General features: G+C 61.5%; 22 protein-coding genes and 1 pseudogene. 4 read left to right on the top strand and 19 right to left on the bottom strand.

The features are described 5' to 3' along the window. Positions 1 to 301 (top strand): transposase (locus tag Y708_RS27385; RefSeq protein ID WP_162150445.1); only part of this gene is annotated, 301 nt, incomplete at its 5' end. Positions 302 to 305: 4 nt separating this feature from the next. On the opposite strand, the gene Y708_RS30345 is transcribed toward Y708_RS27385, so the two are convergent. From Y708_RS30345 to Y708_RS23275, 7 genes are all read right to left on the bottom strand, one after another. Next, positions 306 to 770, bottom strand: a complete 465-nt coding sequence (locus Y708_RS30345; protein ID WP_253905716.1) for an HAD family hydrolase — start codon at positions 768 to 770, stop codon at positions 306 to 308. Continuing rightward, positions 770 to 2,224, bottom strand: coding sequence for a cation-translocating P-type ATPase (locus Y708_RS23270; RefSeq protein ID WP_051478695.1), 1,455 nt, complete (start codon positions 2,222 to 2,224; stop codon positions 770 to 772). Before Y708_RS23270 ends, Y708_RS30345 begins: the two co-directional genes overlap by 1 nt. A 431-nt stretch (positions 2,225 to 2,655) precedes the next feature. Then, entirely contained in the window at positions 2,656 to 3,423 is a 768-nt protein-coding gene (locus Y708_RS0106170; protein ID WP_028279253.1) for a succinate dehydrogenase/fumarate reductase iron-sulfur subunit, read from the bottom strand. Continuing rightward, positions 3,420 to 5,363: a fumarate reductase/succinate dehydrogenase flavoprotein subunit gene (locus tag Y708_RS0106175; protein ID WP_028279254.1), complete on the bottom strand. Its 1,944-nt coding sequence runs from the start codon at positions 5,361 to 5,363 to the stop codon at positions 3,420 to 3,422. The genes Y708_RS0106170 and Y708_RS0106175 overlap by 4 nt, the downstream gene beginning before the upstream one ends. Continuing rightward, on the bottom strand, positions 5,360 to 6,097 hold the full coding sequence (locus Y708_RS0106180) for a succinate dehydrogenase cytochrome b subunit (RefSeq protein ID WP_081746523.1): 738 nt from the start codon (positions 6,095 to 6,097) through the stop codon (positions 5,360 to 5,362). Before Y708_RS0106180 ends, Y708_RS0106175 begins: the two co-directional genes overlap by 4 nt. A 208-nt stretch (positions 6,098 to 6,305) precedes the next feature. Beyond that, on the bottom strand, positions 6,306 to 6,653 hold the full coding sequence (locus tag Y708_RS0106185) for a carboxymuconolactone decarboxylase family protein (protein ID WP_028279256.1): 348 nt from the start codon (positions 6,651 to 6,653) through the stop codon (positions 6,306 to 6,308). Positions 6,654 to 6,759: 106 nt separating this feature from the next. After that, entirely contained in the window at positions 6,760 to 7,242 is a 483-nt protein-coding gene (locus Y708_RS23275) for a group III truncated hemoglobin (RefSeq protein WP_051478753.1), read from the bottom strand. Between the two features lie 88 nt (positions 7,243 to 7,330). Here Y708_RS23275 and Y708_RS0106195 point away from each other — a divergent pair, with 88 nt between their 5' ends. After that, positions 7,331 to 7,810 (top strand): hypothetical protein, encoded by a 480-nt coding sequence (locus tag Y708_RS0106195; protein WP_028279257.1) that lies wholly within the window; start codon positions 7,331 to 7,333, stop codon positions 7,808 to 7,810. Positions 7,811 to 7,813: 3 nt separating this feature from the next. On the opposite strand, the gene Y708_RS0106200 is transcribed toward Y708_RS0106195, so the two are convergent. The 5 genes from Y708_RS0106200 to Y708_RS0106220 all read right to left on the bottom strand — a co-directional run bounded on the left by Y708_RS0106200 (position 7,814) and on the right by Y708_RS0106220 (position 12,420). Then, entirely contained in the window at positions 7,814 to 9,103 is a 1,290-nt protein-coding gene (locus tag Y708_RS0106200) for a dihydrolipoamide acetyltransferase family protein (RefSeq protein WP_028279258.1), read from the bottom strand. 9 nt (positions 9,104 to 9,112) lie between these two features. Then, positions 9,113 to 10,126: an alpha-ketoacid dehydrogenase subunit beta gene (locus Y708_RS0106205; RefSeq protein ID WP_343212957.1), complete on the bottom strand. Its 1,014-nt coding sequence runs from the start codon at positions 10,124 to 10,126 to the stop codon at positions 9,113 to 9,115. Beyond that, positions 10,123 to 11,208: a pyruvate dehydrogenase (acetyl-transferring) E1 component subunit alpha gene (gene pdhA, locus Y708_RS0106210; protein ID WP_253905710.1), complete on the bottom strand. Its 1,086-nt coding sequence runs from the start codon at positions 11,206 to 11,208 to the stop codon at positions 10,123 to 10,125. The genes Y708_RS0106205 and pdhA overlap by 4 nt, the downstream gene beginning before the upstream one ends. 70 nt (positions 11,209 to 11,278) lie before the next feature. Then, positions 11,279 to 11,764: a CBS domain-containing protein gene (locus tag Y708_RS0106215; RefSeq protein WP_028279260.1), complete on the bottom strand. Its 486-nt coding sequence runs from the start codon at positions 11,762 to 11,764 to the stop codon at positions 11,279 to 11,281. Between the two features lie 323 nt (positions 11,765 to 12,087). After that, positions 12,088 to 12,420, bottom strand: coding sequence for a cupin domain-containing protein (locus Y708_RS0106220; protein ID WP_026551159.1), 333 nt, complete (start codon positions 12,418 to 12,420; stop codon positions 12,088 to 12,090). Between the two features lie 409 nt (positions 12,421 to 12,829). Here Y708_RS0106220 and Y708_RS30890 point away from each other — a divergent pair, with 409 nt between their 5' ends. Both Y708_RS30890 and Y708_RS28200 read left to right on the top strand, forming a co-directional pair. Continuing rightward, on the top strand, positions 12,830 to 13,045 hold the full coding sequence (locus Y708_RS30890) for a hypothetical protein (RefSeq protein ID WP_028279261.1): 216 nt from the start codon (positions 12,830 to 12,832) through the stop codon (positions 13,043 to 13,045). After that, positions 13,032 to 13,579: pseudogene (locus Y708_RS28200) on the top strand (transposase); the annotation flags it as partial. The gene Y708_RS30890 and the pseudogene Y708_RS28200, both read left to right, overlap by 14 nt. A 437-nt stretch (positions 13,580 to 14,016) precedes the next feature. On the opposite strand, the gene Y708_RS0106240 reads toward Y708_RS28200, so the two are convergent. The 7 genes from Y708_RS0106240 to Y708_RS0106270 all read right to left on the bottom strand — a co-directional run bounded on the left by Y708_RS0106240 (position 14,017) and on the right by Y708_RS0106270 (position 19,148). Beyond that, positions 14,017 to 14,619, bottom strand: coding sequence for a uracil-DNA glycosylase family protein (locus tag Y708_RS0106240; protein WP_028279263.1), 603 nt, complete (start codon positions 14,617 to 14,619; stop codon positions 14,017 to 14,019). Between the two features lie 5 nt (positions 14,620 to 14,624). Beyond that, positions 14,625 to 14,915 (bottom strand): MGMT family protein, encoded by a 291-nt coding sequence (locus Y708_RS0106245; protein WP_028279264.1) that lies wholly within the window; start codon positions 14,913 to 14,915, stop codon positions 14,625 to 14,627. Positions 14,916 to 14,917: 2 nt separating this feature from the next. Next, positions 14,918 to 15,478: a DUF488 domain-containing protein gene (locus tag Y708_RS0106250; protein WP_051478699.1), complete on the bottom strand. Its 561-nt coding sequence runs from the start codon at positions 15,476 to 15,478 to the stop codon at positions 14,918 to 14,920. Between the two features lie 10 nt (positions 15,479 to 15,488). Beyond that, on the bottom strand, positions 15,489 to 15,698 hold the full coding sequence (locus Y708_RS0106255; RefSeq protein WP_028279266.1) for a hypervirulence associated TUDOR domain-containing protein: 210 nt from the start codon (positions 15,696 to 15,698) through the stop codon (positions 15,489 to 15,491). A gap of 488 nt (positions 15,699 to 16,186) precedes the next feature. Next, entirely contained in the window at positions 16,187 to 17,068 is an 882-nt protein-coding gene (locus Y708_RS0106260) for an ABC transporter ATP-binding protein (RefSeq protein ID WP_081746525.1), read from the bottom strand. Beyond that, on the bottom strand, positions 17,065 to 18,159 hold the full coding sequence (locus tag Y708_RS0106265; protein ID WP_081746527.1) for a FecCD family ABC transporter permease: 1,095 nt from the start codon (positions 18,157 to 18,159) through the stop codon (positions 17,065 to 17,067). Before Y708_RS0106265 ends, Y708_RS0106260 begins: the two co-directional genes overlap by 4 nt. Beyond that, entirely contained in the window at positions 18,156 to 19,148 is a 993-nt protein-coding gene (locus tag Y708_RS0106270) for a FecCD family ABC transporter permease (RefSeq protein ID WP_028279269.1), read from the bottom strand. Before Y708_RS0106270 ends, Y708_RS0106265 begins: the two co-directional genes overlap by 4 nt. Between the last annotated feature and the right edge of the window lie 242 nt (positions 19,149 to 19,390).

Here is a 19,390-nt window from a genome sequence, read left to right on the forward strand (position 1 = left end):
AGATTACGACTACCGGCCACGGTCACAAAGGGCCGCCAAGAGAGCCGACGACGCAGACCCGGTCATGCCTCGAGTGCATCGTGCGATCAGCAATTTCAAGACGTGGCTGCGAGGGACACACCGATCTGTCAGCAATGAACAACTACAGGTTTACCTCGACGAATTCACGTTCCGCTACAACAGACGCAGCACGCCCATGGCTGCGTTCCAGACTCTCCTCGGTCTTGGCAGTCGGCAGCCGCCGACTACCTACCGCCAAATCACAGAAAATGGCCGAAACGCAAGACATAACCTGAGCTAACCGTTCACCCACTACGGATCTTATGTTCGGGTGCAACCCTGGCCAACACGCCGAACCTTGCGGCGCGCCTGTTCAGCTCGGTATCGTCAAGCTCGTCAAGCGCTGCTCCGGAAGCCGCCCCCCCGCTGATGCCCAGTTCAGCAGCAATGGCCGAAGCCGTGACCAGGTGGTCTCCGGTGATCATATGCACCTCGATGCCGGCCTCCCGTGCCATGGCAATCGCTTCGGCTGCCTCTGCGCGCGGCGGATCTACGATTCCGACCACGGCGTACACCGTCAGGTTGTCAGCTGCAGCCCGGAGGTCATCGGCGTCCAACGGCAAGTCCGAATCCATCCGGCCTCCAGCAATCATCAGGGTGCGCAGACCCTCCGCCGCCATGGCCTGGATGTCTTCGTGGATACGATCGCGATTGGATTTGGTGAGCGGGCGGATGCCGGAGTCGGTCAGGAGAGAGTCCGCCCGTTCCATCAGCACCCCCGGTGCTCCCTTGGCAAACAACGGTAGCTGGCGGGGATGGTGTCCCCGCTGGTGAAGTCCTGTGCATGGAAGGTTGCCATGAACTTGTAGTCCGAATCGAACGGAATTTCAGCCACCCGTGGATGGACTTTGCGTGTGCCGTCAACATCGATTCCGCCCTTTTCGGCGAGGACTACTAGAGCGCCCTCGGTAGGGTCTCCCACCAGCACGCCGTTCCTGACGGAAGCGTCGTTGCATAATGCCATGCACATGAAGGCATCCATCATCTCCGGTGGGGGCCTGCCGTCACCGCTCAGAATTTTCCCGTCCGCCGAATAACCCTTACCGGTGATTCGGAAGCTGCGGCCGTCAGTGCTGAGCCGACGGACTGTCATCTCGTTGAGCGTCAAGGTCCCGGTTTTGTCTGTGGCAATGTGGGTGGTGCTGCCCAGAGTTTCGACGGCGGAAAGCTGTTTGATGATGGCGCCACGCCGAGCAAGTCGGGAGGCGCCCATAGCGAGGGTGAAAGCCACGACGGCGGTGAGCCCTTCAGGGATGGTGGCCACAGCGAGAGAGACAGCGGTGATCAACAGTTCAGACGAGGACTGGCCGCGGAGCAGACCGAGAACGAAGACTATGGTGACTACGACCAAGGCGACGAGGGTGAGCGTCCTGGCAAGCTGATCGATCCGCCGCTGCAGCGGAGTTTTATCATGACCGGCGTTTCCGAGCAGTGTGGCGATACTTCCGATACGGGTGCTCATGCCCGTTGCTGTTACCACCATGGCAGCCCGGCCGTGGCTGATGTCTGTGCTCATGAAAACCATATTTACCCGGTCCGCGAGCGGCAGATTTCTGTCTTCCAGGTACTGGGTTGCCTTTTCCACCGGCAGGGATTCACCTGTCAGGGCGGCTTCGGCCACCTGCAGCCTCGCCGCCTCGATCAGGCGGCCGTCCGCCGGGACCGAGTCCCCCGCTTCCAACAGCACGATATCCCCAGGAGTCAGTTCCGAGTTGGGGATCTCCTGCTCACGTCCGTCCCGCCTCACCCTTGATGCGTCTACGGTCATGTTCCGGAGCGCTTCAAGGCTGCTTTCCGCGCGGCTTCCCTGGAGGTAGTTCAACATCGTGTTCAGGATGATAACGATCAGAATTACCGCGGGTGTTTCCCATTCCCTGGACACGATGGCGCTCACCGTTGCGGCAACAACAAGTAGAATGGTCATCTTTTCGGCCAGGAGCTTCAGCAGCTTCTTCCAAGCAGGGACCTTGTTCGCTGCGTCAAGAATATTCGGTCCGTGCTCCAGCGCCCGCGTTTGCGCGTCAGCTGTCGTCAGCCCGACGGACGGATCGACGCCAAGGATCTCTACAGCACCGGATACGGACAGGGTGTGCCAAGGGACCTGCTGAGCATTGGCAGCTGCGACCCCATTCCCTGGCGGAATGAAGGAATCACTGGAAAACACACGAACTCCTGACCCTAGCCGACCGGTGAAAGATAGCCCTGTATGCACAGCGTATCGGGAGCAGCCCACCGGCCTGCGTAACATGATCACCGACGAACCCGAAGGAAACGGCCGGTGTATGGCGATGTGGCCACGGGTAAACTCTCGCGGTGCAGTACTAGATGACCAAATTCAAGAGGCAGGATCATCAGGGCGCACACTCGCGATACCCGGCACCAAGGAACATACGCACCGCTGCCTCAAGATCAGCCCCAATACGAAAGTCAAAATGACACAGTGGGTTTCTGGTCCGTGGGCATCATCAAAAGCACGCTCGTCATCCTTCAACTCTGTCTCCGGATTCGGCAGGTCGAATTCCTCCGATGGTGTGGACCTTCCTCCCAGCAGCGGTGCGCGATTGTCATCTGGCTCAACGCAGTGGGAGCCACACCTTAACCGGTTTGGGGCCTCCTGGTTCTACCCGGGGCCAGGGCGGAAAGCACATCGCTGTTGAGCTGGGAGATCATGTTCAGTGGGATGCCCACCGGGCAGACAGCGGTGCACTCTCCGATCTCCGTGCATCCGCCGAACCCTTCGGCGTCGTGTTGGTTGATCATCGCCAGCGCGCGGGAGTTCCGCTCGGGTTGCCCCTGCGGCAGTGAGCCGAGGTGGGTGGCCTTCGCACCGGTGAACAGCATCGCTGAACCGTTGGGGCAGGCGGCTATGCAGGCACCGCAGCCGATACAGACCGCGGCGTCGAAGGCGCGGTCAGCGGCGTCTTTGGGTACGAGGGTGGCGTGCGCGTCTGGTGCTGTGCCGGTGGGGGCAGTGATGTATCCGCCGGCCTGGATGATGCGGTCCAGGGCGCTGCGGTCGACTATGAGGTCCTTCACGATAGGGAATGGGTCGGCGCGCCAAGGTTCGACGTCGATCACGGCACCGTCGTCGAAATGCCGCATGTGCAGTTGGCAGACGGCCGTAAGCGCCTCAGGGCCGTGGGCGATACCGTCGATCACCAGGCTGCACATCCCGCAGATTCCTTCACGGCAATCACTATCGAAAGCGACCGGGTCGTCCCCGGACAGGGTCAGCTGTTCGTTGAGGACATCGAGCATCTCCAGGAACGACATTTCCGGGGCCACGTCCTCGATACGGTAAGTGACCATGGCGCCCGCATCGCTCCTGTTCTGCTGCCGCCAGATGCGTAGGGTGATAATCATTTGTAGCTCCTCTGCGTCATTTCGACGAAGTCGAATTCCAGGTGTTCTTTGCGCAGGACCGGTTGTTCCCCTCCTCCGGAGAAACCCCAGGCGGCGACGTAGGCGAACTCGTCGTCATTGCGCAGCGCCTCGCCGTCCTCGGTCTGGCTTTCGGCGCGGAAGTGGCCGCCGCAGGACTCAGCCCGGTGCAGGGCGTCGATGCACATCAGCTCGGCGAGTTCGAAGAAGTCCGCGACCCTGCCGGCACGTTCAAGTGTCTGGTTCAGTTCCTCGTTCTCGCCGGTGACCTTAACGTTGTTCCAGAACTCTTCTTTAAGTTTCCGCACCTGTCCGATGGCTTCGGTTAGGCCTTCAGCGGTGCGTTCCATTCCGCATTTCTCCCAAAGAATGTTGCCGAGCTCCTTATGGAAAGAATCGACTGTGCGTTGGCCCTTGATCGTAAGCAGCTTCTGGATCCGGGCCTGCACGGCGTCCGCTGTCCGGACGGCCACCGGGTGCGATGCATCGATGTCTGCCGGCATCGGGTTCGTGGCGAGGTAGTTGGCGATTGTGTTGGGTAGCACAAAGTAGCCGTCGGCCAGCCCCTGCATCAGGGCGCTGGCGCCGAGCCGGTTCGCGCCGTGGTCGGAGAAGTTGGCTTCACCGATCACGAATAGGCCCGGGACGGTGGACTGCAGGTCGTAGTCGACCCACAGCCCGCCCATGGTGTAGTGTACGGCCGGATAGATCCGCATGGGCACCTGGTAGGGATCCTCGCCGGTGATTCGCTGGTACATGTCGAAGAGGTTTCCGTATTTTTCCTTGATTGCGGCCTGGCCCAGCCGGTTGATCGCGTCGGCGAGGTCCAGGTACACGCCACGCGAGCCGGGACCAACCCCGTAACCGGCATCGCAGACGTTCTTCACGGCGCGGGAGGCTACATCCCGCGTGACGAGGTTCCCGTAGGCGGGGTAAAGCCGTTCCAGGAAGTAGTCCCGGTCCGTGTCGGGAATCTCCCGCGGGTCGCGGTCGTCTCCGCCCTCGCGCGGCACCCAGATTCGCCCGTCGTTGCGCAAGGACTCGCTCATCAACGTCAGTTTTGACTGGTAGTCACCGCTGACCGGAATGCAGGTCGGGTGAATTTGGGTAAAGCACGGGTTCGCGAACAACGCGCCGTGGCGGTGGGCACGCCAAATAGCGGTGGCATTGCAGCCCATCGCGTTAGTCGACAGGTAGAACGCATTGCCATACCCGCCCGAGGCCAGAACCACGGCATCGGCAAGGTGAGTCTCGACCTCACCGGTGACCATGTCCCGGACGATGATGCCGCGTGCTTTGCCGTCGATGACAATCAGGTCGAGCATTTCATGTCGGGTGAATACCTCGACCGTTCCAGCGGCAACCTGGCGTTCCTGGGCTTGATAGGCGCCTAGGAGCAGCTGCTCGCCGGTCTGCCCTCGGGCATAGAAGGTGCGTGAGACCTGTACGCCGCCGAAGGAACGGTTGTCCAGCAGCCCGCCGTACTCGCGGGCAAAGGGAACTCCCTGTGCCACGCACTGGTCGATGATCGCCGTGCTCACCTGCGCCAGGCGGTACACATTGGACTCGCGGGACCGGAAGTCGCCGCCCTTGATGGTGTCGTAGAAGAGACGCCGGACGCTGTCGCCGTCATTACGGTAATTCTTTGCGGCGTTGATCCCGCCCTGCGCGGCGATACTGTGTGCTCGGCGGGGACTGTCCTGGTAACAGAAGCTTTTCACGTGATAGCCGCCCTCGCCCAGGGTGGCTGCTGCTGATGCCCCGGCAAGCCCCGTACCGACGATGATCACCGAGAGCCTACGGCGGTTGGCCGGATTCACCAGTTTGGTCTCGAACCGGCGGGCATCCCAGCGATCCTCAATCGGAACTGCAGGCGTCGTCGCGTCCCGGAGGGGTTCGCCCTCGGTGTACCACTGTGTCATGAGCCAACACCTCTAAAGAGAATCGCGACCGGCGGGATCAGAAACCCGACAGTGATGACCACGGCGAGGACAGTAGCTGTCTGGTTGAACAGTCGTCGACGCGCCGGGCTCGTGTTGGCTCCCAGCGAGGCCAGGGCCGACCAGAATCCGTGCCGCAGGTGAAAACCCAGTGCCAGCATCGCGATTACGTAGGTCGCAACAACCCACCAGATTGAGAAACCATTGACCACGCGCTCATAAGGGCTTTCGGAGGCGCCGCCTGGAGCGATGGCATTCACCGTCAGATGCAGAATGTGATAGATCACGAAGAGGAAAATGATGATTCCGCCCCAGCGCATCGTAAACGAGGAATAGGTACGCTGGACACCGCGCGGGTTTTTTCTACTCTGATAACGCCTGCCGCCCTTGCCCGCCGTCGCCTTTCTCATACGACGCCACAGTGCAATGACGGCGTACATGTGGATCAGTACACTGGCGAGCAGTACTACGCGGATAATCCATAGGGCACCTGTGCGCGGCAGTAGAGGTTCGCCCATCGTGCGTAAGTAATGCGAGTACCCATCAAAGGCAACCTGACCCGAGAAAACCTTATAGTTGCCGTACATGTGCGCCAAAAGGTAGAGCACCATGACGAGACCGGTGACGGCAGCCGCGGCATGGAGCACAACTGTTGAACGTAGAAACCTTTGCCGTTTCGCCGTCGAAACCCCCTGAACCGCAGAACTAATCGCCATAGCCTCACCCTAGAGTCGATCCAACAGATCCGCTAGGTTCGGGAGAAGAAGCATCAGTGGCGTGAATTAGGGAACAAGCTGGCTCGTCATGGCCCGGATGACTGCAAAGGATAGCCCTAGCTTGGAACGACGGACGCATCGAGCGGTTCCGGGCCCATGGCGGCTTAGTATCCGTCTCCTCCAGGACGGGGACTGGGCCGCGAGGTTATTATGTGCCTGCGGTGGAACCGCCTTCGTGCAGCGCATGCAGCGCCAAGGTGGAGTGGGAGTACGCCCCGCCGGCGCGCATTTCCGCCGCGACCCAGCTAGCTTCCATCACTTGCTCGTCGGTGGCGCCCTTACGGCTGGCGAGTTTGGTATGCCCATCAATGCAGTAGGGACACTGCGTGACGTGAGCAACGGCAACGGCAATCAGTTGCTTCGTTTTTTCGTCGAGGGCGCCGTCCTTAAAGACTTCCTTACTGAACCGGTTGAAGGCGTCCTCAATGTCGGGTGCGAGTTCTTTACGGCGCCGGGCCATATCGGAGGTTGCTTTCGGATACATATCTTCAGCCATCGCACGCTTCCTTTGATTCTATAGCGGCGGCAGTACTTATCCACCGGTATAAGGATATTTCGATCTTGCCGCGTTTCGGCAGCGCCCCAGTGTTGGGGCACGGTGCTCAGACGGTCGAGACTGTTGTCAGAATAGTGCCATTTGTTGGGGCGTCGCCACCAGGCACAGTTGTCTTACGGGCGGCAATTGTTTCGAAGCCGCTCCCCGAGCGCCCCTGCAGACGGCGGTGGATGGATTGGGCGATCCGGCCAGCCTGTACTTTGGCAAGCTCCGCTTTCTCTCCCGCATAGTGTTCGTCGATGTTTGTCGTCCAGATAGCGAGCCACCGGTCAAAGTGCTCGGCTCCCAGCGGTGCCTTTGCATGGAGATCGAGGTGATGTTGCATCGCGCTGCGCCGGTACAGTCCGGCTCGTAAGAGCACGGTTTCCCAGAAGTCACACATGATCGGCATGTGCTTCTCAAGGTCCATGTGCGCGACGTCGATGAAGACTGGTCCCAGGAGTTGATCCATGAGGGCCCGTCGGTAGAATTCGCTGACCAACAGGTGAATATCCTCGCGGTTGCAGATATCAGGTAATCTCTTCTCCATATCGTCTATTCTACAGGCTGTAGAAGTCATGTACCGTTAGTCTCATGATGGTCTATATAACAGTTGCCTCGAGTACCGGGACCGCTTCATGACCGGTCTCCATTCCGGGCGTGCCGGCAGTGTCCGCCCGGACCTGTTCCGCATCCTCGGGGTCGCGTGGGTGGTCTCTGGCGGACTCGTGGCCGCGGCCACGGGTCCGCTGCGTCTTGAGCACGGTTCCTGGGCTGCCGCCTATCAGGTCCTGGTGGCGGGTGTCGCACAGAATGCCTTCGGCGCCGCTCAGAGCGCACTGGCACCGCAGCGGCCAACCTCTCGAATAGTCGCGGCTGAACTTGCGGCATGGAATGTGGGCAGTGCCGCCGTGATCGGCGGAACCGTGGTCCGTACGCCATTGATCGTTGATGCCGGCGGGCTGCTGCTCGTCGTAGCCCTCGCCCTCTTGATCCGTACGGTACGGGGTAAGGGTGAAGGGCCGCAGTGGGCGCTGTGGACCTACCGGATTTTACTGGTGGTGATCCTTATCAGCATCCCGATTGGGCTCACCCTGGCTCACTTGAGAGCCACTTGAGGTTCAGAGAATCATTCTTAGCGGTTCTTCAAGGGCCCGTTTGAGATCCTGAAGAAACGCCGCCGCCGTCGCCCCATCGAGGACACGATGATCCGCGGTCAAGGTTATTTTCATGACGCGGCGGGTGAGCAGCTGTCCGTCGCGGACGAACGGTTCATCCGTGGCCGCCCCGACGGCGAGAATAGCTGCTTCGGGCGGATTGATGACCGCGGTGAAGTTGTCGACGCCGTACATCCCCAGGTTACTGATGGTGAAGGTCCCGCCACTGAATTCGTCCGGCGTCAGCCGCCCGGCACGGGCGCGTTCAGCCAAGGCGCGGGTCTGGGCCGCTGTCTCGTCCAGACCCTTTTTGTCTGCGTCGGTAACCACGGGAACCATGAGCCCGTCTTCCACAGCGACGGCCACACCGATATTGATCCGATGGTGGCGGATGATCTTGTCCTGGCCCCACGAGGAATTGACGTGCGGATGGGCTCGCAGGGTGACCGCAGAGGCACGGACCAACAGGTCTGTAACGCTGACCCTGGTGCTGATTTCAGCAAACCGTTCATTCACTTCCGTACGGAACGCCAGGAGACGGTCGACGTCTACCACATTGGTCAGGAAGAAATGGGGAGCTGCTGCGCTCTCGGTGAGGCGCCGTGCCGTTACCCGCCTCATGGTGGACAGTGGAATTTCCTCAGAGTCCGCTGTTGTCTCCACACCCGTCACAGGTGTATCGCCCGACGGCACAAGGGATCCGCCGCGTCGCACCGCCACGTCCTGGGCGGTGACGGCAGCTTCAACATCGGCCCGAACAATCCTTCCCCCCGGTCCGGTGCCGGTCAGGTTGCTCAGCTCGACGTTGTGTTTGTGGGCAATCCGCCGGGCCAGCGGAGACATCAGGATCAGGGCGGATGGTCCGGGACGAGGCGGCATCACGGTAGCGGACTCCGCGGGCTGGTTCGAATCTGCAGGCGTTGGGTTCAGTTCCTGCCGTTTAATCCCGCCTTCTTCACTGCTACTGGTAGCAGTGGTTTGACCTGATGCACCAGAAGCAGGGCCAGCTCCGGCGCTGCCGGGAGCACTGATGACGGCGATTGGCTGGCCTATGGGAACCGATGCTCCCTCGGGGACCAGCAGGCGCTCCAGGACGCCGGATTCGAAGGCTTCCAGGTCCATGGTGGCCTTGTCGGTTTCAATTTCTGCCAGGACATCACCCTTACGGACGGTGTCGCCTTCCTGTTTGAGCCAGCGGCTGAGCACACCTTCGGTCATCGTGTCGGAGAGGCGGGGCATGACTACGTCAGGCATGGTGGGTTCCTATCGGGTGAAACTGGTGGCCTCGAGCAACTCGCGGATGACCTTAATCAGGTCATTGGCGTCGGGCAGCGCGGCTGACTCGAGTGGTTTGGCGTAGGGGAGCGGTACTTCGGCGGCCGCCACCCGACGGACCGGGGCATCGAGATAGTCAAAAGCGCCTTCCATCAGGGTTGCGGAGATTTCCGCGCCGATGCCGTAACTGAGCCAGTCATCTTCAAGAATCACAGCACGGCTGGTTTTACGAACCGAGGCACAGATCGTGTGCCGGTCCAGCGGACGCAGGCTGCGCAGGTCGACCACCTCAACGGAAACCCCGTCATCCTCTAGTTGCCGGGCAACTTCGAGGGCGATCACACTGGCCCTCGAGTAGGCAATCACGGTCACGTCCGTGCCTTCTTTGGTCACGGCGGCTTTCCCTATTTCGGCGATCTGTTCGCCCTCGGGAACTTCGCCCTTGGTGTTGTACAGGGACAGGTTCTCCAAGAAGATCACCGGATCGTCGTCGCGGATGGCTGCGGTAAGGAGCGCCTTCGCATCAGCCGGAGTGGCGGGGGCAACGACCTTCAAACCCGGCACATGGGCATACCAGACTTCCAGGTTCTGCGAGTGGGTGGCGGCCAGCTGCTGCCCACCACCTCCAGGCATACGAAGCACCATGGGGACGGCGGTCTGACCGCCGAACATTCCGTAGATTTTAGCTGCATGGTTAACGATTTGGTCGATGGCTATCAGGCTGAAGTTGATCGTCATGATTTCAACGACAGGCCGCATTCCCAGCATCGCCGCGCCGATGGCCGCCCCAACGAAACCCTCTTCGGAAATCGGAGTGTCCCGGACCCGGGTGGGCCCAAATTCGGCGAGCAGTCCGGCGGTGATCTTGTAGGAACCTTCGAAAATACCGATTTCCTCGCCGATGAGGAAGACGCTCTCGTCGCGGGTTAGCTCGGCGCGCAGCGTATCGTTCAAAGCCTGCCGGTAGGTGATGACGGGCATCTGGTCTCCTCCGCGGGTCATGGCATCTCCACTACTGGATCGCCGGGCAAGGTATGCGGGGCGTTCGCAACCGGCGTGGCATACGCATAGTTGAAAAGCTCACCGGGGGCAGGGTCCGGGCTGGAATCAGCGAACGCGACCGCGGCGCTCACCTGCTCGTCGGCCTCCCGCTCAATCTCCATAGCGTGTTCTTCGTCGATGATTCCGGCTTGCAGCAGGCTTCCCCGCAGAGCTGGTATCGGATCGGCCTCCCGGGCCCGCTCAGTGTCCTCACTGGACCGATAGCGGGCCGGATCGACCACTGAGTGTCCTTTCAGGCGGTAGCTCATAACCTCCAGCAGGCCCGGCTGGCGTTGGGCGCGCGCGCGTTCCATGGCGGCGGCCGCGGCTTCGCGGACGGCGAGCACATCATTGCCATCCACCCGCTCACCAGGTATCCGGTAGGAGGCACCGCGCCTGTAGAGCTCAGGTTCGCCCGAGGCTGCCTCCACCGTCGTTCCCATCCCCAGGCGGTTGTTTACAATCACGTACACGATTGGTAGGTCCCAGATGGCGGCCATGTTCAGCGACTCGTGGAAGGCCCCGATGTTGGTGGTGCCGTCGCCGAGCTGGCACATCACCGCTTCCGCGTCCGGTCCGGGTTCTCCCCGGTAGGTAAGGGCCAAGGCCGCGCCGGTGGCTGGCGGTATTTGACCACCGACGATCCCGTACCCGCCGAGCATGCGGGTTTCGGTGTCGAACATGTGCATGGATCCGCCGCGGCCCTTGGCCACCCCGGTCGTTTTGCCGAACAGTTCGGCCATCACCTGGCCCGGCGCCATGCCACGTGAGAGCGCGTAGCCATGGTCACGGTAGGTGGTAAAGAGGTAGTCACGCTTGTGTAGCGCGGCGGTCAGTCCGACGACGGTGGCTTCCTCGCCGAGGTTGAGGTGACAGTACCCGCCGATCTTGGCGCGCTTGTACATCTCCGCCGCCGTGAGTTCAAAGGATCTGATCAACACCATGTCCCGGTAATAACCGAGCAGGACCTCAGCCGGTTCTTTAGCCGGAACGGGGCCAGTGCCCTCTCCGCTGTCCATGATGACTTCTGTCTTTTCAACCACTATTGCGCCTCCATCTGATTAATTGCCTTCGGCTCCGCCCCGGATACGACCTGTGGCCAGTGCCGGACGCTCAGGGACCCGGAGGCTGTTCCTGAAGAGTGAACCGGTCTCCGGTGGCGGCACACTTGGGGCAACTACCGGGTGGATGCTCTCCGCGGGTGGGCTCGCCGCAAACACCGCAGACCCATTCGGTGGCCAAAAGCGCCACGATATCCCTGCGGCTTACGATTCCGGCCAGGCGGCCATCCTGCAGCACGGGTAGGTGCCGGAGCCGCTGGTCGATCAACATGCGCCGGATATCAGCGATGACGGTATCAATGCTCACACTGATCACGGCGGTACTCATCACCTCGGCGGCAGTAGAACCAGACTTGGCAAGCAAGTCATATTCGCTGACTAAACCCACTACGTGCTCACCGGCATCAACGACGGGGACAGAGCTGATGCGGTGCCGACCAAGCACGGCGGCAATTTCTTCAACCGGAGTATTCGGTGAGGCAGTGAAAACCGGTGTGCTCATAATATCTGCGGCTTTGGTTGCCAGCTTCGCTTCCATTACGGGTACCTTCCTGGTTCGTCCGGCCAGGAGTAGGACAAATCCCTTTTACCGGCTTCCTTGAACTCAGCCTAACCACAAACTCCGGTAGATGGAGTCGGTCGGGTGGCATCTTTGGGTACCGCTTGCCTGCAGGCAGAAACCTTCGTGTCAGTTGCCGCCGGTTTCCGCGCTATCCGGACACGGCGTGATCAATGCGGAGCTGATGAGCGACGAGAGGGGCCGTGTACCGGTTATCGCCGGTAAGCACGTAAAACTGCTTTACGCCGCTCTTACGCAGTGCGGGATGGTCGTGGCCGCTTCAGGATGGACCGCCACTGTTCTCACATGTGTTTGGCCACGGTAAGGAGTACAACGGAATCCTCAACGGCCTCCAATGCGTGCCGTGAGTCGGGGACTATGAGTAAATCCCCGGGGGAACCGTTCCAGGAGTTGTTTCCAGCGGTTAGCGATACGCGGCCCTGCAGGACATGGATCGTCGCCTCGCCCGGATTTTCATGTTCGTTCAAGTGGCTGCCGGCGCGCAACGCGATCATTGTCTGGCGCATGACGTGCTCGTGGCCTCCGAAAACTGTATCGGCGCTGCGGCCGCTTGAGGCTCTCCGTGCGGCTTCCAGTTGGTGGCGCATCAGCGCGGTCAGTGACACCTTTTTCACAATGTTTCTCTTTTCCGCGGAAGTTTGGAAGGTTGGCTAACGATACCAAGATGCCTGTTTCGTGATTCCCGCCCAGGCCGACCACGTTATCTGGGTCCGTACTTGGGAGTGCGGTCTTTAGAACTATCCGGTCCGACGGTGTGGATGAAAGGAGTAGGCAGAAAATTCCGCATTGACATCACAGGCGCAACCACCGACCTTCCTCGTCTGCGCCGCCAGGCACTGACTGGCAGTCCTAGCCCGGGGTTTTCAAGGAGGGCGGCCGTCTGAGGGCGTGTTAAACCACGAAAGGTGCTTCTGAGCTGGGAAAATATTGTTGTTGACGCACTGTTTCACGGGCCGAAAGAAGCACCTTTCTGATGTCCAAGAATACCGGAGGTTTTCCCTGTGTTGCCAGATCCTTGGCTCGTTGGCGGTGTTGCTCGCCGGCGGCGGGGAACACGTCAGTGACCTGGACATCCTGCGCACCAGCGCCGGCGTCTTCGGGCAGGTGCCCTCCAACGCCACCATCTCGCGGTTCTTTGAACGCACCGTGGCCAACCCGGACGTCTTCAATTACGGGTTCAACACCCTGGCCAGGGAAACTGCGGACCCAGGTGTGGGAGGGTGCCGCGTGGGTTATTAAATCCACCGGCGTGATCGGCCTCGACGACTACCCGGCGGGCACCAATATGTACCTGCGCGCGGAGCCGCTGCACCCGGGCGCGCAGCCGACCCTGCTGGACACCGACGGGCACCGGATCACCGCGTTCCTGACAAACTCCCCGCGCTGGCATGGACCGTTTCTCGATGCCCGCCACCGAGGCCGGGGAAGGTGTGAGAACAGGATCAAAACGCTGAAGAACACGGGGCTGGGGAAACTGCCGTTCTTCGACTTTCCGCCAACCAGGCGTGGGCGCATATCGCCGTGCTGGCCATGAACCTCGTCTCCTGGCTGCAACTGGCCATGCTGCCCCACGGCCACAACGCCCGCGGATGAGACATGAAGCGGTGGCGATACCGGCTCTTCTCCACCGCCGGGAAACTCATCATCCGCACCCGCCGAACATGGCTCCTACTCCCCGAAACAGCCCCGGAAGCCGGCACGATCACAACACTGCTCGAAGCCATTAACCGGCTCAAGGCCACCGGCCGAAAACGGCTCCCTCTGCTGGCCTGAACCCAGGCCCCAATCCCTGCAACCACCCGGCACGACCCCTCGGGAACGTGGAACCCGACGCCCAACCAGCGACAACCGACCATATCCGCGCGCCTGAACCACCCCCAACAGGCGCCAAAGAGAATCACGACCCGACCATGGCGCACTCCAACCAGTCATGCAAAAGTCGGGCTAACGTGTTGCAACCCATGCGTTGCAAGAACGGACACCGCTCGCGCGATTCACGCCGGACCAGCCAAAAGCGGTGCTCGCGTGAGGCCGACCGTCGTTATGAACTAATAATGGCCCCACGGGCCTAGGAACGCCCCCTGGAACGAGGGCAGTGTTGGAGTCGCCGCATGGATCCAGTGCACTTGGGGTCTCGTCACCGGGTGATGCCGATCGACGAGGTGCGCTACCGCGTTGACGACTCTCATACCGCCCGCGTATCGCAGCTGCTATCTATTCTCGGTGACCGGATGGGCGAGGGCGGCACGAACGTGTGTTCGCAAATCTGGCAGCACGTCGGTGACGAACCACGGGTTCTTTGCCTGCCATCGGAAGTTCAGCGGAGACGGGTGCACGAGAGGAAACGATTGCGGGACGAATCGCCGATAGTTGCGCACAGTGTCGGTCAGCGTGCCGTGCCGAGCTGATGGGAGATAGTGGGTCTGCGCGTACCGGCCGACCAACAGAGTCAACTGAATGTCGGGCATCAGCGCGAGCAGCGGCGGATGCCACCGTTCAGCGAACCCTTTCCGAGGCGGTAGATCGCCGCTGCGGCCGGTGCCAGGGTAGTAGAAATCCATCGGGAGCAGGGCGAACAGATCGGGATTCCGGAACTGCTCCTCGGTGACACTCAGCCAGTCGATCAGGTTCTTCCCGCTGGCGTCGTCCCAGGGCACACCGCTCGCTTGCGCCCGGCGCCCCGGTGCTTGCCCGATCACGGCGATCCTCGAGCTCGCGGACGCCGCGTACAGCGGCTCCCATTTTTGATGCCGCATGGAGGCACTGCTCTCGTCATCGACCAGGGATTGTCGTATCGAGTCGAACGTGTGCATCACGGTCAACGAATGCGATCAGCTCGGAGTTTGGCCATGTCGACGCGGCCGTCGCGGAACGGGACACCTTCCGCTTCCAGCAGTGCTCGAGCTCCTCCTTCATGGCACGTCGCCAGCGACCCATCGACGTAAACAACCCTCCACCAGGGCGCGTCGCTGTCAAGCAGCGCAACGGCCCGCCCCGTCTGCCGGGGGCCGATTCCTATTGCCCGCCCGATCTCGCCGTACGCCGCGACGCGACCCGCCGGAATCGCAATCACCATCGTGCGAACCTCAGCTACCACATCCGTGCTCACGCTCACTCTTCTCCTGATCTGGGATAGGTAATCTTTCCGTCCTGCACCAGCGCGAATGCGTTCATTTCGGCACGCTTGGTCGACGAGACCGACATGATGTCGAACACTTCCACCCCCGCGACGATGAGCGCGTCCGTAATCAGCCGCCGGTGACACCTCCACGGCACAGCCTCGCTACACATAATCGCCGGCACGGACTCGTTCGCGACCTGCAGCAACTCGGCAAGCCCGGAACAAAACCCCTCAGTCGCCGTGTAGTCGGCGTAGTCACGGAATGCCTTGACTCTCCACGCACCATTCAGACTCGCCACCCCGGCTGAGGTGTGTCGGCGGCCACCGAGATCCCGGATCCACTGATAGCCGATATCGGCGGGCATCGCCTCTTCAATCGAGTCCTGGTTCCACTGCGGAAACTTCCGCGACGACGGAAACGAACGCACGTCAACCAGCTCGGTCACCCCGTTCCCACGCAACATCGCAAGCGCCTCGTCGAAACCGCGAGTGGAATGACCAATCGTGAATACCTGCGGTGCGGTCTGCTCAGTTGCCCGATCCTTCGTCATCGAACCTGGATCACTTGATCTTCGTCAAGGCATCCGGTTTGTGCATCGCCACGTGCTCGGTCTTGTCGCTCTGGATCTCATACTGCGGGTCTTGCTCGGAGCAACGCCGCATATGCCCCTTGTACTCGACATCCCGCGTATGTTTCTTCGTGATCACACCCGTCACCGAACCCGCCTCGGAATTCCACCGCACGTGATCACCGATCACAAACTTCGACATGATTGCTCCCTCCACCACTTATCCAACCACCGAAAGGGCTCACGATTCAAGGTGGTCCCCGCCACCGATGAACCGATGGCAAGTCCTGAAAGTTCATCAGAAACTGCCTGATGAAATTGGACCTGGAAAATGTTGAATCTGTCGACGGGTCTTTCTGTAGCCGGGCCGGAGAAAAGTCCAATATAGCTCCGGAGCTACTCCACAGCTCAGCCTCGTTGTGCAACCTCATCCGTGCGGACCGGGGGCGCCCGCAAGCCGATCCTCCACCGCTCCACTATTTCCGGGCTCGACAGCCAACGAAAATCCTGTCATTTTCCGAAGTCGTTTGCACGGAATGTCCATAGTCCTCTGCACTCGTTCAGGATGCGGATATGGACGTCATCTCAGTTCCTTGGAAGTGGAAACTGCGGGCTGGGCTGGCCGGGCTCGGTCGGGTTTGGAATGCCGGGGGCCGCTGTTAGGAGAGTCCTCCGGTGCCGGACTGCCGGTCAATATCCTGCCATTTCTGTTTCTAGCACCGGGGTCGTCGTTCCTGACGTTCCGAGGGGGATGACGTGGGGCCGTCCTTGGGTTGGTTCGGTCACGACATGGGCATTCAGGCCAAAGATTTCCCTTAGCCGTTGGACCGTGACGACGTCGTGTGGTGTTCCTGCTGCCACGATGGCGCCGTCCTTCATGGCAACGATGTGGTCTGAGTAGCGGGCGGCGAGGGAAATGTCGTGAAGGACCATGACGACGGTGCGGCGGTGTGTGTGGTTGAGTCGTTGCACCAGTTCCAGAACGTCCACCTGGTGGGCCAGGTCGAGATAGGTGGTGGGCTCATCGAGCAGGATTATTTCGGTTTCCTGGGCCAGTGTCATGGAGATCCAGGCGCGTTGCTGCTGGCCGCCGGAGAGGTCATCAAGCGGGGTGTCGGCGAAGTCTGAAATGTTGGTGGATTGTAGGGCGTCGGTGATGGCGGTGTGGTCGGGGACGGAGAACTGTTGGTACCACTTTTGCCGTGGGTGCCGGCCCCTGGAGACCAGATCAGCGACGGTGAGCCCGGACGGCGCCGTCGGTGCCTGCGGCAGGACGCTGAGCTGGGTCGCGATGTGGCGGGTGGATTGGGTGGTCAACGGTATTCCGTCGAGTGTCACCTGCCCTGCCCGGGGGGTGAGTAGCCGGCCAAGGCCGCGCAGCAGCGTGGACTTGCCGCATCCGTTTGGTCCGATGATGGAGGTGATCTTCCCGTCGGGTATGGCCAGGGAAAGGTTCTGGATAATATCCGCCGCGTCATAGCCAAGGCTAAGGCTTTCCGCCCTCAACCGGGCCTCCACTGGACGGCGGGTATCGGTGTGCGTCACGGGAATCGCAGTGGCCCGGGGTTTCATGTGAGTCTCCGCTGGGATTTGAGGACCAGATAAATCAAGAATGGTGCGCCGATGATGGCAGTGGCCACGCCGGCAGGCAGCGGGGTGTTTAGTGCGTTGGCTGAAACGGTGTCTGCTACCAGTACAAAGACGGCTCCGGTCAGGGCGGAAACAACGATGGGGGGTACGACGGATCCGGCCAGAAGCCGGGCAATCTGGGGGCTGGCTAAGGCAACGAAGGCCAAGGGGCCCGCGACGACGGTAGCGGTGGAGGCCAGCAGCACAGCGATGCTTAGCGCAACCAGCCGCACGACGCCGACGCGGGCCCCGAGCCCGATGGCGGTGTCCTCGCCCAGGCTGGTCAACAGCAGCCATTTACCGCACAGGACAGCGGCGGCGAGAAGGGCGACGGCGATGACTGCCATGGGCTGTACCAGCGCCCAGTCTTTGCCGTTGAGTGAGCCCATGATCCAGGTCAAGGCCTGGGCGGCGCTGGTGACATCGCCCAGGGTCAGGATCCAGGTGGTGATACTGGCAGCGAATCCGGAGATTCCCAGGCCCACCAGGACCAGGCGGAAGCTGTCGATGCCGTTCCGGTACGCGAGCAGGTAAACCGCCGTACCGCTGATGAGTCCCGCGGTGAACGCCGCGGCAGGCATTCCCACCGTCGCGGCCGCACCGCTCAGGCCTGCATAGCCACCGCCGCCGATGACCAGGACCGCCACAGCTCCCAATGACGCACCAGAGGTCACCCCGAGGACATCCGGGCTGGCGAGTGGATTGCGTGCCACGGTTTGGGTGATGGCTCCGGCCGCGCCCAGGCAGGTACCGACGATGACCGCGGCCACTGCCCGGGGTGCCCTGAACTCGGTGACCGCCAGATGGGTCCGGGAATCGGTGGTATCTCCTAGCAGGGCGCGCAGTACCTCCAGGTAAGCGATGGCGGTTCCACCGAAGGCAACATGGAGGGCGGTGAAACCGGCCACGGCCAGCACCAGCACTCCTGTCACTGCCAGAGCGCGCGGGTCCACCCGTAGGGAGACCGGCCCGGCACACAAGACCCGGATGGAACGAAACGGCTGTTCCTGACGGAGCGCTGCGTCGGTGGTCATAACGTCACCAGCCTGCGGCGCCGTGCAAGGTAAACGAAGAACGGTGCGCCGATGACGGCAAGTACCACGCCCACGGAAAGCTCTCCGGGCCGGGCAATGACCCGGCCAACGGTGTCAGCGAGCAACAGCAAAGCGGCCCCTGCCACGGGTGAGACCATGATCAGCCAACGGTAGTCAGCACCGACCAGCGCCCGGGCAAGATGCGGGACCAACAACCCCGCGAAAGCAATCGGTCCGGCCATCGTGACAGCGGAACCGGCCAGCAAGGTAATCGCCGCGATACCCGTAGCGCGGGCAGTAAACACGGAAATCCCCAACGACGTGGCCGTGTCCTCGCCGAGGGCCAACGCGTTCAGTGCCCCGGTGTTGAGAACAGCCAGAATGAGACCGGCAAGAATGAACGGCCAGATGACCGGCAATGCTTCACTGCGTCCAGCCAGGGAGCCGACCTGCCAAAAACGCAAAGTGTCCAGCGCCGCCTCGTTAAGCAGCACGATCCCAGACACCACTCCCGAGCACAGGGCCGTCACCGCGGCGCCGGCCAGCACGAGGGTGACCGGGGTGGCTCCATGCCGGGCGGCAGAGCCGATCAGGAACACCGCGATACTGGCCAGCAGTGCTCCGGCGAAAGCCAACAACGCCTGGGCCAGGGGCGGAACCTGACCGGCAACCGCAATGGCGGCCACGATGGCCAGGGCCGCACCCTGATTGATGCCCAACAACCCCGGGTCGGCGATGGGGTTGCGGGTGTGTCCCTGAACGAGGGTCCCCGCCAGCCCCAGACAGACACCGGCAACGGCGGCCATGAGTGTGCGCGGCCAGCGCAGCTCACGGATTGTGACATCCATGGTCGTACCCGTTGGCCCGAAAACAGCGTGCCACGCCTCCGCCACCGAGGACGGCTGACCACCAATGCAAAGACTCAGAACCACTGCCGCCAGCAGCACCAGTAAGGCGAAGAGCAGCGATGCTGCCGGGGGTAGGCGCACGGCTTGTTGTGTACGACCTTCCCCGGGCTTCCTTTCCTGCGGCGGGGCTGCATCCGCGGCGAGGACAGAACCAGAGCCCATGACCTTCACCGATACCCCTTTGCTAAATACGTCATGCCCGTGTGTTGTATTTCCTGACTGCTGCTACAGTCTACGACAGGTAAGGCTTACCTAACCCATTACGCGCACTGACGCGCCTGGCCCTATTGAAAGCAGTTCTCGTGAAAATTCGTATCCTCAAG

Source organism: Arthrobacter sp. H5 (genome assembly GCF_000520595.1).
In the GTDB taxonomy this organism is placed as follows: Bacteria; Actinomycetota; Actinomycetes; order Actinomycetales; family Micrococcaceae; genus Arthrobacter_D.